The sequence below is a fragment of the Neobacillus drentensis genome, assembly GCF_036965425.1.
Taxonomy (GTDB): domain Bacteria; phylum Bacillota; class Bacilli; order Bacillales; family Cytobacillaceae; genus Neobacillus; species Neobacillus drentensis_F.
In genome coordinates this window covers 1-14,427 of record NZ_JBALPP010000069.1, presented here as the reverse complement: position 1 = coordinate 14,427, position 14,427 = coordinate 1, and the positions used below count along the sequence as shown (strand labels likewise).

Genomic DNA, 14,427 nt, shown 5'->3' with positions numbered 1-14,427 from the left:
CCGAGGAGGCTCCCCGGCATGCCCGCGGAAAGCGAAGCGCCTGGAGCGCAATTCAACAACTAAGTTTAACAGAGCCTTAAATTAGAAAAAAGATTTCACTATTTCATGTTGTTGGTTGCACACAGTGCACGTATATTCGATTTCTAAAGCGTCTTCCCTTACCATGTGTTCAGTATCTTTATTACATTTTTCACAATAAAGATTTCTCGGTATTTCAATCATGTTATCAACCTCATTTAGAAAGTATTTATTAGGTAATAATATTGCCCGTTTTTGGAAAATGATGTTACGAAATAGAAAATATAAAAAGTAGAAAAGGTGTCATATGAAAAAAATTATAGTCATTGGCGCAGGGATTTTGGGGGCATCTACCGCCTATTATCTTGCTAAATCAGGTGCAGATGTTACATTAGTGGATCGCGAGGATAACGGACAAGCAACAGATGCCGCTGCCGGGATTGTTTGTCCTTGGCTTTCCCAAAGGCGGAACAAAGCATGGTATCAGTTAGCAAAAGCCGGGGCCCGGTACTATCCTGAATTAATTGCAGAATTAGAAGCGGATGGCGAAAAGGAAACTGGATATAAGCGTGTTGGGGCAATTAGTCTTCATACGGATTTTGAGAAGCTAGAACAAATGGCGGAACGAGCAAGAAAACGCCGTGAGGATGCACCTGAGATTGGTGAAATTACAATTTTGTCACCTGCACAAACAAAGGAACTTTTTCCACCAATTTCAGGAGAATATGGTTCTGTATATGTTAGTGGGGGAGCACGTGTTAATGGGAGAGATTTACGAAAAGCGCTAATTAATGCATCCTTGAAGAATGGTGCTAGATTCTTAACAGGAAATGCTTCTATTATTTCAACAAATAACCGCATTTCAGGAATACGTCTTGCTAAAGAAACATTGGTTACAGACACGGTTATAGTTACAACCGGTGCCTGGGCAAAGGAAATATTGGAACCGCTTGGGGTTCATTTTCTTGTCAAACCGCAAAAGGCACAAATAGTCCATCTAGAAATGCTAGAGGCAGATACGGGTTCGTGGCCTGTTGTTATGCCTCCCAAAAATCAGTATATCCTAACTTTTGATAATGGGAGGATTGTTGTGGGATCCACACATGAAGATGAAGCGGGTTTTGATACTCGAGTCACAGCAGGGGGAATGGGCGAAATATTAAGCAAGGCTCTAGAAGTGGCTCCTGGTTTATCTAGCTGTACTTACCTTGAAACCAGAGTAGGGTTCAGACCTTTTACGCCTGGATTTTTACCGGTTATTGGATTTTTGCCGCAATATGATGGTATTTTAGTTGCCAATGGGTTAGGAGCATCAGGACTCACAAGCGGACCCTATCTTGGAGCAGAACTGGCTAAACTAGCTTTGGGCAAACAAACGGAAATTGATGTCAGCCTTTATGATGTTAAAGGAGCAATTGGAGAAAGCTAACGAAGGTAATTTTCTTGTCCTAGGGAAAACGCCGTTTCTAAAATCCTAACTTTTTCATTTATTAAAGATAGATAGGTTTGGAGGTGGTAGTTTATTGACCAAAGCTTTTTCCGATACTGATGTTATAGATATTGTCACGAGAGTAAATGGACAAGTTGATTGTAGAATACACTTTCAACTTACCACTGATTGTATCACGGAGGAAGGATTTACTAAAATCACTTATACAATTACCAATTTCCTGGATTCAACATCTAGCATCGCTTATTTTATGGTGGATGAACAATTATTTACGTTTGAATCCAGTGTTAATCCAGGGAGTATCGGCAAAATTCATTTTAAACGAAACGGTTCATGTGAACCTGCGATGGGTGCTGTTTATATTGAAACAGACACTCAAGGATTTGAATTCGGTAATTTATCCACCGCAGTAATTAAAAAGGCAGTAACTCCTAGCGAATAAAAAATAAAGAAGACTTCCGATTTGGAAGTCTTTTTTAATTGATGAACTAGTTGGATTTGTATTTTTTTCCCTAGACAAAGAAATAATGTAAAGGATTTCATACTTATTGGGGGAAGAAAAATTGGAAAGAGAAAAAAGCTCAAACTTTCATTTACTTCTGCTATTCTTTGTTGTTGCAGTATTTATTTGGTCCGCCATTAAACCAGCTGGTTATATAATATGGGCAATGGAAGTTCTTCCTTCCCTTGTTGTATTAATCATTGTAATTGCAACCTATAAAAAATTTCGTCTTACTTCATTATCTTATCTCATCATTGCTATTCTTTCGATTTTGACGTTTATTGGCGGACATTTTACATACTCGGAGGTGCCGCTTTTTAATTGGATTAAAGATTATTTTGATTTAAAAAGGAATAACTATGATCGTTTTGGGCACTTCTTAAAGGGTTTGTTTGTCATTGTCATAAGGGAAATGTATATTCGAACAAGCCCGATTAAAAAGGGGTTTTGGTTAATATTTGTCATTTTAAGTACGTCATTGTGTATTAGCGCGTTATATGAAATTATTGAATGGTTATCTACAAAAATAGGAAGGGGTGGAAAAGCTGCAAAAGAGTTTTTGGGAATGCAAGGGGATATCTGGGATTCGCAGTGGGACATGTCATTAACATTCGTTGGATCCATCCTTACACTGTTCTTTCTGTCAAAAGTGCATAGCACGCTTTTAAAAAAATAATTGGATTCGACCACTAAAAATATTACTATAATTTTATTATGTCAACTTGTGCTTAAGGTATAATTGAAATTAAATGGTGATTAAATGAATAGATATTTTCAGGCGGATGGGGAAGACCCATTTATTTTGTTTTCACTAACTCATTTATTAACATTATCATCAGTATTTTTCATTGTTATATTAATTTATTTCTTTAGGAAACCATTAAGAGCTGAAAAGTTGAACTTTAAGGTGCGAATATTTCTAGCTACGGTGCTAATACTCTCGGAAATTAGCCTCCATATTTGGCTTTGGCGAGTTGGTGAATGGACAATCCAATATTCATTGCCTTTTCATTTAAGCAGTATATCTATCATTTTGTCAGCAGCCTTACTCTTGACGAAAAGTAGCCAACTCTTTGAATTTACTTATTTTGCTGGAGTAGGAAGTGCTTTGCAGGCAATGATTACACCTGATTTAAGTTTATACACTTTCCCACATTTTCGTTATGTTCATTTTTTTATTTCTCATGGAGGGATTGTAGTTGCGAATATGTTTTTTGTTTTTGTGGAGCAATACAAACCAAAATTTAAAAGTATTTGGAAAGCATTTTTATATTTAAATCTGTATACATGCTTTGTTTTTTTACTAAACTATTTTGTTCATGGTAATTATATGTATATTTCTGAAAAGCCAATGAATCCTTCAATATTAGATTATCTTGGACGATGGCCATACTATTTAATACCATTAGAATTTATTGCTTTAATCACTTTTTTTATCTTATATTTACCTTTTGGGATTAGTTATTATCTTGGTAAAAACGGAAGTACTTTAAATTAGAATTATTGGGTGATAGAAGATGAGTATTGACATACTAAAAGCCAGTATAAATACAATAAAAAACGCAGAAAAAATTGTTGTTTTAACAGGTGCAGGCATTAGTACTGAATCCGGAATTAAGGATTTTCGGTCCAGAAAAGGTATTTATCAACTGGCACCGGAATATATCCTGTCAATTGATTATTTTTATCAGCAGCCAAAAGAGTTTTATCAATTTGCTTTGGAAAACCTTTATCATCCAGACGCAGTCCCAAATACATGCCATATGATTTTGTCTAAGTGGGAACAGGCAGGGAAAATTCAGCAAATCATTACTCAAAATATTGATGGTCTCCATCAGAAAGCAGGCAGTAAAAACGTTATTGAGTTCCATGGAACCATCAAAACAGCATCCTGTCAGAATTGCGGAAAAATCTATCTAACCGAAGAACTATTAATTCGTCTTAAAAATCTAGAAGAATTCTATGTCTGTGACAATTGTGAAACTAAACATAAGCGAAATCGTTACATAAAACCTGATGTAGTGTTATTTGGGGATACCGGTGAATGGTTCACCGTTGAAGGATTTAATATAATCCATAACATGATCAATCGAGCGGATTGCCTATTAGTATTGGGAACGAGTTTAAAAGTAACCCCTTTCTCCACTTTTCCGCAATATAGAAGGCATGGTGTGCCAATGATTATTATTAATAAAGGAGATACACCTTATGACTTCGAGGCAGATACATTTGTCATTCAGGATTCAATAGGAAAATCCTTGTCCCAAATCCATACTGCTATAAAAGAGTGTTAGAAATCATAACACTCTTTAGGACACATTTTTAAACTTGTATTATACTTAAAAAAAACAATCGATTCTGCCATCATACAAAACATATAAATATTTCTGCGAATGATTTAACCTTTTGTCCAATGACAGTTGGATTGGGTCAATTATAATATAAGATAGGAAGGTGGGGTTTGTTTTCCCAATAATTTTTGGTGGTGATGCCTGGGAAGAGTGAATACTTATGGTTTAAATTTTTGTAATATTCCCGCATTTTAATTTGCTACCTTGGTCTTTAGCTGCTTATTACTTTTTTAATCATGATTGCAACAAACCAAATCAAGGGGGAATTTTGTTGAAAACACAAATTGAACAAAATGGGATTGTTACCCTGACACCTGAAGCAGCAAATGGTTTGAGCAACAGTACTATGTGGAATGATGACCTGCGGCCAACTACCACGAAGGAACATTCATGGAAAGGGATTAATTTTGCTACACTATGGATTGGTATGTGTTTGTGTATCCCAGCCTATACAATGGCAAGCGGATTGATTTCTTTAGGTATGAATTGGTGGCAAGCCATCTTAACCATTTTCCTTGGCAATGTTATTGTTCTTATCCCCATTCTATTAAATTCACACGCTGGTACCAAATTTGGAATTCCTTATCCTGTATTTGCACGTTTATGGTTTGGCTCAAAAGGCGCCCATATCCCCGCCTTAGCTCGTGCGGTTGTAGCAGCGGGATGGTTTGGGATTAACACATGGATTGGAACGGGTGCGATTGATACGCTTTTATCTGCTTCCTTTTCAGCATGGAAAAACCTTCCTGGCCACACTGCGATCGTTTTTGCTTTATTCTGGGCCTTAAACGTTGCCGTAGCGTATAAAGGGCCGCAAGCCATGAAGGTACTAGGTTTAATTGCTTCTCCTGTTGTTGGAATCGCTTCCATCATTCTTTTTATTTGGGCATTTACACATGCCGGAGGCTGGGGCCCGATTTTATCAACGCCATCTAAATTCGCAAGCACGGGGGATTTTTTAAAAGTATTTTTCCCAGCATTAACGGGCGTCATTGCTTTCTGGGCCACACTTGCCTTGAATATTCCAGACTTTTGCCGATACGCTAAAAATCAAAAATCACAAATGGTTGCGCAAAGCCTATCGCTACCGCTAACCATGAGTATTTTCTCTTTTATTGGAATTGCTGTTACATCTGCAACTGTGGTTATATTCGGCACTGCCCTTTGGGATCCGGTCCAGCTGCTTGCTAAATTCCCGCCATTTGTTATCTTTTTGGGCACTTTAATCATCGTTATTGCTTCCTTAACCATTAATGTGGGTGCGAACATAGTTGCACCTGCCCGTGCGATTGAGAATCTAAATCCAAGAAAGATTACCTTCGGTCTTGGCGCTTTGATTACTGGGATTTTTGCAATCCTCATGCAGCCATGGTACATCATGGAGAACTTCGGTAACTATATTTTTGGCTGGCTTGGAACATATGGAGCATTACTTGGTCCAATCGATGGAATTGCCATTGCCGATTACTGGCTTGTCCGTAAGAGACAAATGGCACTTAGTGAGCTTTATGATGTAAATGGCCGTTATAGTTATAATTCTGGTTTTAATAAAAATGGTGTTTATGCCTTAATCATCGGTGTAGCTATTCCTGTACTTGGTTTATTCATTCCGGGACTTCGCTTTTTATGGGATAATGCCTGGACATTTGGATTGTTTATCTCCATTTTCGCCTACACCTATTTAATGAGAGGCGACCAAAGCGTATTGAAACCAGGAGAATATGAAAATATCACAAGCTTCAAATCCAAAACTCCGGGTAATAAATCGGATTCGGCGGCAGGTACAGAAACTGAATTTTACTATTAAAAAACTAAGGATTTATACCCCTTCAATAGCGTGTTGAAGGGTTTTTTTAATTCTAGATCAAAGGAAATATGATAAAATAATTTTATTATTTAACCTATTGAGGAGATTTGATATGGAGAAGCCAATTCTGGTTTATAGAGGGGAACATTTAGAAAGTACACATGATTTACATATTGCTGTTGTAGATAATGAGGGAAAACTTCTTTATTCATACGGGAATCCTAGCAGACTTACATTTCCACGGTCTTCAATGAAGCCTTTTCAGGCGGTACCATTAGTAGAAACAGGTGCGGCAGAAAGATTCAACTATAGGATGCTGAGCTTTCGCTAAGCTGTGCTTCCCATAGTGGTGAAAAAATTCATCGGGATTCGGTACTGAACAGCTTGGCTAAAATTGGGTTAGCAGAAGAAGCATTGCAATGCGGAACACACATTTCCAGGGATCATGAAAGCTATAAACAGCTCATACGTGAAGGGAAGGAATTGACACCTGTTTTTAGCAACTGCTCCGGAAAGCATTCGGGCATGCTTGCAACAGCGGTACATTTGAAGGAAGATGTGGCTGGCTACCGGGAAATTCATCACCCTGTACAGCAACGAATACTTGATGTAATTAAAGATATTTGTGAAGTTCCGAAAAATGAAATCAAGCTTAGTGTGGATGGCTGCGGGGCACCTGTCCATCAAGTGCCGCTCAATCAAATGGCTTTAGGGTATGCTAGACTCGCAAAACCCGCTGGAGAACATGCATCAGCATTAGAGTTAATTAGAAATGCCATGATAAAGCATCCTGAAATGGTTGGCGGCAAGAACCGTTTTGATACTGACTTAATGAATATTTTAAATGGACGGATCGTATCAAAAGCGGGTGCAGAAGCAGTACAATGCATTGGTTTAGTGGAAGAGGGCATTGGGATTTCGATAAAAGTGGAAGATGGGGGAGAAAGGGCAGTCAGCGTTGCAGCAATGGAGGTATTAAAACAACTCGGCCTTGTAAATGAACAAATCAATCAAACTTTAAAAGATTACGCTCATGCTCCTGTTTTTAATGCTAGAAATGATAGAATTGGAGTTATTAAGCCTAATTTTATTTTAGAAAAATGAAAGCGGGGATAGGAAAATGCCCGATTGGTCCTATCATACACTCTTTAAGCCAATAGTATCCCGGCTCCCGAAAACGGTGGGCAGAGAGTTTATTCATCGAGGGATGAACTTGATTTCATCTCTCCCGGGAGGACCTAATTTTATTGAATTTTTAGGACATATGGCTCCTTCACCGTTACTTCAAAAAAAATTTTTAGGTTTTACTTTTTCAAGTCCAGTAGGATTAAGTGGGAAAATAGATCCTTTATTATCAGGATCAGCGGCTTTTTCTAATCTTGGATTTGGCTTTATTGAGATAGGTCCTATTTCACGTTTGCCAAATGATGTCGGAAAATATGCCCGTTTTTCAAAACATAGAGATGAAATCATGTTTCCCATTCCACTCGAATCGCTCGGCATGGAGAAGACTATTCGAAAATTGGAAGAGTTTAAGCCTTTAAATAAACCAATTTTTATCCGAATAAGCTCCGAGGTTTCTGTTGAGGAATTACATAGTTTGTTACCGTCACTTTCTCCTTATGGAGATGCCATTGTCTTGGAAAAAATATTCGACCATGAAGAACTGCTAGTGTTTAAGGATTTAATTTCCAATAAGCCGATACTACTTTCTGTCCAAGCAAACCAGCTTTCTGAAGAAATATTTCATCATTCTAGGATTGATGGGATTATTTTAGAAGAAAGGGCTGGAAATAAACTAGCTTTCCTAGATAAGAAAAAGGAACTTATCCAATCATTAAGATTTCTTAAATCCAATGGCATTGATAAAATACCAATCATTTTATCAGGGGGTGTCTTGGAACCAGAAGATGCCCTGGAAATATATGCAGAAGGTGCTGATCTCATTATGCTTTCAGGGGGCTATGTCCTTTCCGGTCCGGGTCTCCCAAAAAGAATAAATGAAGCTTTGGTGGATCAAATGGATAATGAGCGGGATTTGGTTTCCGGCTGGATCTGGTATTGGTTATTTGGTCTTTTCATTACAATTGGCGGTATTCTTGCTTTACTTTTTAGTATGACAACGGTGATCCTCCCTTATGATGAAGCTTTTTTAGGATTTACCCGAGAGGAATTAATGGCAATTAACCCTAATTTTATTTATTTTATGGCCCATGATCGCATGACGCTGGCTGGAACGATGGTCTCCGGTGGAATCTTATATATGCAATTAGCACGTCAAGGAGTGAAGTATGGAATTCATTGGGCACGAAAAGCGATTAACATTGGGGCGGTTGTCGGCTTTTTAGGGATATTATTGTTTATTGGCTTTGGTTATTTTGATTGGCTTCATGGACTATTTTGGTTTATTCTTTTTCCTTTTTTTATTAATGGGTTACGAAAAACCAAAAAGTCAACCCACACACCGATTTCGAAAAATCGAACGAATCATCCATCATGGAAAAAAAGCCTTTGGGGACAGCTTTGCTTTGTGGTTCTAGGATGTGCCTTTATTATTGGGGGAGTGCTTATTTCTTTGATTGGAGCCACAAATGTTTTTGTCCCGACGGATTTAGGGTTTATTTGTATGACTCCTGATCAAATGAATGATTTAAACAGCAGATTGATTCCTCTGATAGCTCATGACCGTGCTGGTTTTGGCAGTGCGTTATTAAGTGTCGGTTTACTGGTTCTCATGATTGCTTTGTGGGGATTTCATCAAGGCGAGAAATGGGTTTGGAATTCGTTGCTTATTGGGGGTGTGCCAGCTTTTTGTTCCGGCATTATCACTCATTTTGTAATCGGATATACCACATTTATCCATCTTCTTCCCGCGTATTTTGCTTTATTTTTGTTTGTGATGGGATTAACACTCTCTCGGCAGTTCTTTTATGAGACAGATCGAAAATAGCCAGTGGTTAAAATTCATGAGGACAGAAGTAACGACACCTGTCCTCATGAAACTAGCTATGCCAATTTCAAAAGAGTAATAAATTTATTCTTAAATAAAATAATAAAATAGTCTACTAACTAAGCAGCTGCTGAGCAACAATATACCCAGACCCACCATTAATTCCATGTCCCGGCCAGGTTGCGGCGCCAAGCATAAATAGGTTAGGAATTTCTGTTTGGTGGCTTGGCTGTCCTGGAAGCGGCCGGAACAGATAGCTTTGAGCGAGATCATGCGCTCCGCCGTATGGATCACCAGGACCAGCATTCGGATTAAACTGGGCTATCGATTTCGGAGTCACGACATGTTTAGCAAGTATCGCACTTGGAATATTAGGAATATGTTTACTGACTACATTTAGGACCCTTTCAGTAAACCTCTCCGTTAAATCCTTCGTCCATGTTCCATCCCCAACATTAATTTTTCCAGCGGCATCACCACGCGGACGGCATGGCACTTCAAGCACCTGGATTCTCATAATTGCCTTTCCGGCCGGAGCGCGAGTCGGATCAAGATTTGTAGGACAATCAACAGTAAAGGTAGGCTTCTCTGGCAAAAGGTCAGCCATCCCTTGTGCGATTGCCATCGTAAAACCATCCAAACCATCTGTTAAATGCGGCTGCCCAATTCTATTAAAACGCTCATCAGGCCATTTTGGCGCTTCGCTCAATGCAAGGTTGATTTGCACACAGCCTCGTCCGTAACGATAATTTTGAGCTTGGGTGCGAATTTGTGGTCGTATTTCTGTATCTTTAAGTAGCGACAAATAGAGTTGATCTGGAGTAGTGGTTGCCACTACTGAGTGAACAGCATGGTATTTCTCCCCATCCTTCGTACGTATGCCAACGGCACGACCGTCTTTGACCAGTATCTCTTCAACAATGGTGTTTGTCCGGATAACTCCTCCCTGATCTGTCACCAATTGTGCCAAGGATTTGGCAAGCATTTCGCTTCCTCCTTCAGGTATCGGCATCCCGCCGCCCATTAGTGCCATCACGGTAAGCGGGACCCAGATTCCGCTGCCGACCTCGTCAGGAGTTCGTCCGAGATGAGTTACCCAAGAAGCAATCATTGCTTTTAAAACCGGAGATTTAAAGGGAGCTACCGTGTTTCGTGCAGTAGAGAACAGTGACGAGGCTAACGGTGAATAGCCACTTCCACCTTCGTTATGCATTAGTCTATTTATTACTGCCAATGAGTCTGTGCGAGAAAGATCGACGTTAAATAATGAAAAAACATCGTTAACGTAAGGCTGAAATCCTTCAAACATTTTGGCGAGCGCTCCACCGTCTCCTGGAGCCAGCTTCTCCGCTTCTGAAATAAAATCCTCAAAGGCACGCGGGAGGACAGCCGTCCTGCCGTCTTCCATTGATACGCCTGTCGGTAAATCGGTATTGATATATCGGAGTCCCCGTGCTTCTAGCAAGGGACCTAAATCAGCATAGGCAGGTCCGGTTAAGAATAGGGGATGGGCAGCTGAAAATACATCATGCTTGAATCCCGGTAACGTTAATTCCTCGGTCCGGAGAAACCCTCCAGGCCGGTCGTTCTTTTCTAGCACTAACACTTTTCGTCCTGCTCTAGCTAAATAGGCTGCGGTGATTAAAGCGTTATGTCCACTGCCAATCAGAATCGTGTCAAAAGTCCTCAATGGAAATTCACTCCTAAAAAATAGATTAGTATTTACCCAAATAAAATTACGCTCGGAAATGTTCCTTTAGTACTAAATGGAGAAAAAAACAGGTAGAAAAATAATAGATGAAAATTCAAAGTTATAAACTTTCCCTTCTTAACAAAGGATAAAGTAGGAGGTGAAACAATGGAAAAAAACAATTTTGAATTTGAGGAACAGCGAGTGGAAAAAACGGATCAGGAAGAGATTATGAATAGAGTAAATCAAACATTTGATAAAATATCTCAGGATGTAAAAAATATGATTAATGAAAATAAATTATCCTAACGCCAGTGATGGCGTTTTTTTAGTGTTACTGAAGAAAAGCAGCCAGATTTATCTTTAATAGAAGCCTTCTAGAAATTTTGTATTTTAAATCCATCATGCTATACTTTAAACGCCATTAATTGGTTAAAAATGAAAGCGGAGGAAAAGATTATGTATACTTCGATTAATGAATTTATTCAAGAATGGAACCAAGAAGCTGCTTCAACACAAAGGCTCATGGATGCACTGACAGATAATTCCCTTCAGCAAATGGTTTCGCCGGATGACCGCAGTTTAGGGAGAATTGCGTGGCATGTCGTAACAAGTACACCCGGAATGCTTAATGAGTTCGGAATTAAAGTGGATATGGTGGAAAACGAAAACACAGTTCCAACATCAGCAAAAGAAATCGCTGAAGCTTTTCGAAAAGTAAGCGCTGACACGATTGATAGCATTCAAAAGCAATGGACAGACGAAAGCTTAAAGGAAATGAAAAATGTGTTTGGGATGGAAATGCCAAAAGCCGTAACCCTTTCACTTTTCCTTAAACATCTCATTCATCATCGCGGACAAATGACAGTGCTCATGCGTCAAGCTGGAATCCAAGTTCCGGGAGTTTATGGTCCTGCTAGAGAAGAATGGGTTCATATGGGTATGCAAGCGCCTGTCATTTAAAAAATTACACCGTAAACATAATCAAGCATACTGGAAGCAGTGTGCTTTTTTATTTAATGGAAGGGAATTGGGGGTAATTGGTGGAATATAACAAGTAATAAACTTAGAAAATAAAGGGGGTACAAAAATGAGCGCGATTCCAAGACCTGCATCAACGGTAGTTTTAATGAATCAACAATCTTTGGTCTATCTGACAAAAAGACCAGAAACAATGAAATTCATGGCGGGGGTTTATGTTTTCCCGGGAGGAGCAGTAGACAAGGGGGATGAAGTCCAAGATTTTCAAAATGAAATAGTTGGCAACCGAAATGAATCCTTTGAACTGGCTTATTATATTGCAGCGGCAAGAGAACTATTTGAAGAGGTAGGAATTTTGCTTTGCAGCGCTGAAGACGGTTCCGTATTTCTTATGGATTTGGAAAAAGAAAGGGAATACCGCCGTCAGCTCATTAATGGGGAAATTACATTCTTGCAAATGTTAAAAAACGAAAGACTTCAATTTAATCTGGAAAGTTTGCACTATTTTGGCCATATCATTACACCAAAAGTTAGTCGGATTCGCTTTGATACTCGTTTTTTTATTGCTCAGCTTCCGGAAGGACAGCTGCCAAAACCTGATCAAAAAGAAATTAGCGACGCCAAATGGATTTCACCAGCAGATGCCTTATCAGAATATCATAATGGCAAGATGCCTTTGCCTCCACCCACCATTCATACATTAAAAACCATTGCAACCCATCAATCTAGTGAACCTCCTATCATGCCTAATTTTAATAGTAACGATTATAAGCTATTCTTTTAGAGAGTAATAGGAAAGATCTGATAATACAAAACCTTCTTTCATTAATTTAATCAAATGGGCCTCAGTCGTTCTTTTAGCCACTTCTAAAACACTTGGGTGAGGAAGCTTTTCGTAAATAATGTTAGTTAATTCAGATGAAGTAAGTCTCTTATGAATGTCCAGTAGCTCCTTGATTTGGTTTTCTCGAAAAATTCGTCGATTTATCACAAAATCAATTTGCTCGTAGGGCATGTAAACCCAATCACCATGCCCGGGGCCGATTTTTGTTAGGGCCAATTTCTTTAGCCGATTTAATGTATGAATATAGTCCGACATATCACCGTCTGGAGGACCAATCCATGAGGTTCCTTCTGCAACAATATTATCTCCAGCAAGGAGAACCTTTTCAGACGGGATATAGAGGTTTAATTGCCCCGCTGTATGACCTGGAGCGTGAAGAATGGTTAGGTCATGGCCAGCTACAGAAACAATATCTCCATCATTTAAAAAGGATAATTTACTCCATGGTGAAATGGCCTCAAGTGTCATTTGTTTTTCAAGTGGATGGCAATAAACTATAGGGTCCCAATCGACTAATTGACGAACACCAGGCGCATGGTCCGGGTGCCAGTGTGTCAGTATGATAGTCTTAGGAATGGCCAGGCCATTTTCTTCTATCGCTGTCTCTAAATCTATTTTTGTGTTAGGTTGATCAAATCCCGCATCTATTAAAATACTTTCCTGGCTATTTCCGATTAAATAGCAATTAGTAGTCGTATGCGGAAGCAATGTGGGTGTAGAGATTGGTACACGAATAATTTGAAAGCCGTTTTCTTTTTGCAATGCTAACATCCTTTCAACCATTTAGGCACTCAATAATTATTTTCTTATCATATTCATCATGTAAACGAAGAAATCCTGCAATATAAAGGATAATTAAAAAGGATAGTTTGAGCATTAACGGCTCGTACTATCCTTTTCCTTTGTTTGGCCATTTTTTATTTAGTGCACTAATAAAGGTTTTTACATTCCTTTTGTCCTCCATGATAGGCGCTATAATATAGGAAAGCGTGCGGGTAAATTGATGGTTTTTTACCTTTATAATAGAAAGAAGTCCCTGATGAACATCTCTTTCAATCACACTTTGGGAAAGAAGCGATAGCCCTGTTCCATTTATTAGTGTTTCTTTTATACCCTGACTGCTGCTAATCGATAGAAGGGATTTCACCTTTAAGCCATTCGACCGGATTACATGATTGAGATATTCCCTTGTACCTGAACCTAATTCTCTGGAGACCCATGCTTGATTTTGAAGGTCGGTCATCGACACTTCCTTTTTTTTCACAAGTTCATGATTGTTTGATGCAATAATAAATAATTTGTCCTGCATAAATGAATGAACGGAAACTTCTTTTTCATTGGTTTGTCCTTCAATCATGCCAATATCAACCTGATACAAACGGACCGATTGAACAATTTCCTCCGTATTTCCGATAATGACATGGAGGTCCAATTCAGGATAATCATTTTGAATATCAATCAGAAGCGAGGGTAGGATGTATTCGCCGATGGTAAAACTAGCGCCAATCTTTAATTCGCCTTTAATGGACTCGTGATGTTCTAAAATATCTTGTTTCGTCTGTTCGTAAATGGTGATCATTTGCTTGGCACGGTCATATAAAATCTCCCCGGTCGGTGTAATTTGTAAGAATTTTGGAGATCGAAGAAATAATTTTGTTTGGAACTCTTTCTCCAGATTTTTTATATGCAGGCTGACACTTGGCTGGGACATTAGAAGTAATTCTGCAGTTTTGGTGAAATTTTTAACTTCTGCAAGGGTAACGAATGTTTTTAACTCTTCATAATACAAAAATATCCCGCCTTATTATTAGTAATAATAATAGTTCTGATTATT

15 protein-coding genes are annotated in these 14,427 nt (G+C 38.8%); 12 read left to right on the top strand and 3 right to left on the bottom strand.

Annotated features, from left to right (window positions below; genetic code table 11):
- Positions 1-325: 325 nt before the first annotated feature.
- From V7161_RS17685 to V7161_RS17645, 9 genes are all read left to right on the top strand, one after another.
- Positions 326-1,447, top strand: a complete 1,122-nt coding sequence (locus V7161_RS17685; protein WP_335714275.1) for an NAD(P)/FAD-dependent oxidoreductase — start codon at positions 326-328, stop codon at positions 1,445-1,447.
- Positions 1,448-1,541: 94 nt separating this feature from the next.
- Positions 1,542-1,910, top strand: coding sequence for a hypothetical protein (locus V7161_RS17680; RefSeq protein WP_335714274.1), 369 nt, complete (start codon positions 1,542-1,544; stop codon positions 1,908-1,910).
- A 121-nt stretch (positions 1,911-2,031) separates the two neighbouring features.
- Positions 2,032-2,646 (top strand): DUF2238 domain-containing protein, encoded by a 615-nt coding sequence (locus tag V7161_RS17675; protein WP_335714273.1) that lies wholly within the window; start codon positions 2,032-2,034, stop codon positions 2,644-2,646.
- A gap of 84 nt (positions 2,647-2,730) precedes the next feature.
- Positions 2,731-3,468 carry a YwaF family protein gene (locus V7161_RS17670; RefSeq protein ID WP_335714272.1) on the top strand — a complete coding sequence of 246 codons (738 nt, stop codon included), beginning with the start codon at positions 2,731-2,733 and terminating at the stop codon, positions 3,466-3,468.
- A 19-nt stretch (positions 3,469-3,487) separates the two neighbouring features.
- Complete coding sequence (locus tag V7161_RS17665) at positions 3,488-4,264, top strand: NAD-dependent protein deacylase (RefSeq protein WP_335714271.1); 777 nt, start codon at positions 3,488-3,490, stop codon at positions 4,262-4,264.
- A gap of 328 nt (positions 4,265-4,592) precedes the next feature.
- Positions 4,593-6,128, top strand: a complete 1,536-nt coding sequence (locus tag V7161_RS17660; protein ID WP_335714270.1) for an NCS1 family nucleobase:cation symporter-1 — start codon at positions 4,593-4,595, stop codon at positions 6,126-6,128.
- A gap of 112 nt (positions 6,129-6,240) precedes the next feature.
- Positions 6,241-6,459 carry an asparaginase gene (locus V7161_RS17655; RefSeq protein ID WP_335714269.1) on the top strand — a complete coding sequence of 73 codons (219 nt, stop codon included), beginning with the start codon at positions 6,241-6,243 and terminating at the stop codon, positions 6,457-6,459.
- Between the two features lie 26 nt (positions 6,460-6,485).
- A complete protein-coding gene (locus tag V7161_RS17650; RefSeq protein WP_335714290.1) occupies positions 6,486-7,232 on the top strand; it encodes an asparaginase in 747 nt (248 codons plus the stop codon).
- Positions 7,233-7,248: 16 nt separating this feature from the next.
- Positions 7,249-9,078, top strand: coding sequence for a dihydroorotate dehydrogenase (locus V7161_RS17645; RefSeq protein ID WP_335714268.1), 1,830 nt, complete (start codon positions 7,249-7,251; stop codon positions 9,076-9,078).
- Between the two features lie 115 nt (positions 9,079-9,193).
- Here the strand turns inward: V7161_RS17645 and V7161_RS17640 are convergent, their stop codons facing one another.
- Positions 9,194-10,768, bottom strand: a complete 1,575-nt coding sequence (locus V7161_RS17640) for a phytoene desaturase family protein (protein WP_335714267.1) — start codon at positions 10,766-10,768, stop codon at positions 9,194-9,196.
- A 168-nt stretch (positions 10,769-10,936) separates the two neighbouring features.
- On the opposite strand from V7161_RS17640, the gene V7161_RS17635 reads away from it, so the two are divergent.
- The 3 genes from V7161_RS17635 to V7161_RS17625 all read left to right on the top strand — a co-directional run bounded on the left by V7161_RS17635 (position 10,937) and on the right by V7161_RS17625 (position 12,533).
- Positions 10,937-11,077, top strand: coding sequence for a hypothetical protein (locus V7161_RS17635; protein ID WP_335714266.1), 141 nt, complete (start codon positions 10,937-10,939; stop codon positions 11,075-11,077).
- 150 nt (positions 11,078-11,227) lie between these two features.
- Positions 11,228-11,731 (top strand): DinB family protein, encoded by a 504-nt coding sequence (locus tag V7161_RS17630; protein ID WP_335714265.1) that lies wholly within the window; start codon positions 11,228-11,230, stop codon positions 11,729-11,731.
- A gap of 127 nt (positions 11,732-11,858) precedes the next feature.
- A complete protein-coding gene (locus V7161_RS17625) occupies positions 11,859-12,533 on the top strand; it encodes an NUDIX hydrolase (protein ID WP_335714264.1) in 675 nt (224 codons plus the stop codon).
- On the opposite strand, the gene V7161_RS17620 is transcribed toward V7161_RS17625, so the two are convergent.
- On the bottom strand, positions 12,522-13,355 hold the full coding sequence (locus V7161_RS17620) for an MBL fold metallo-hydrolase (RefSeq protein ID WP_335714263.1): 834 nt from the start codon (positions 13,353-13,355) through the stop codon (positions 12,522-12,524). The genes V7161_RS17625 and V7161_RS17620 overlap by 12 nt on opposite strands.
- Before the next feature lie 127 nt (positions 13,356-13,482).
- A complete protein-coding gene (locus tag V7161_RS17615) occupies positions 13,483-14,382 on the bottom strand; it encodes a LysR family transcriptional regulator (protein ID WP_335714262.1) in 900 nt (299 codons plus the stop codon).
- Positions 14,383-14,427: the final 45 nt, after the last annotated feature.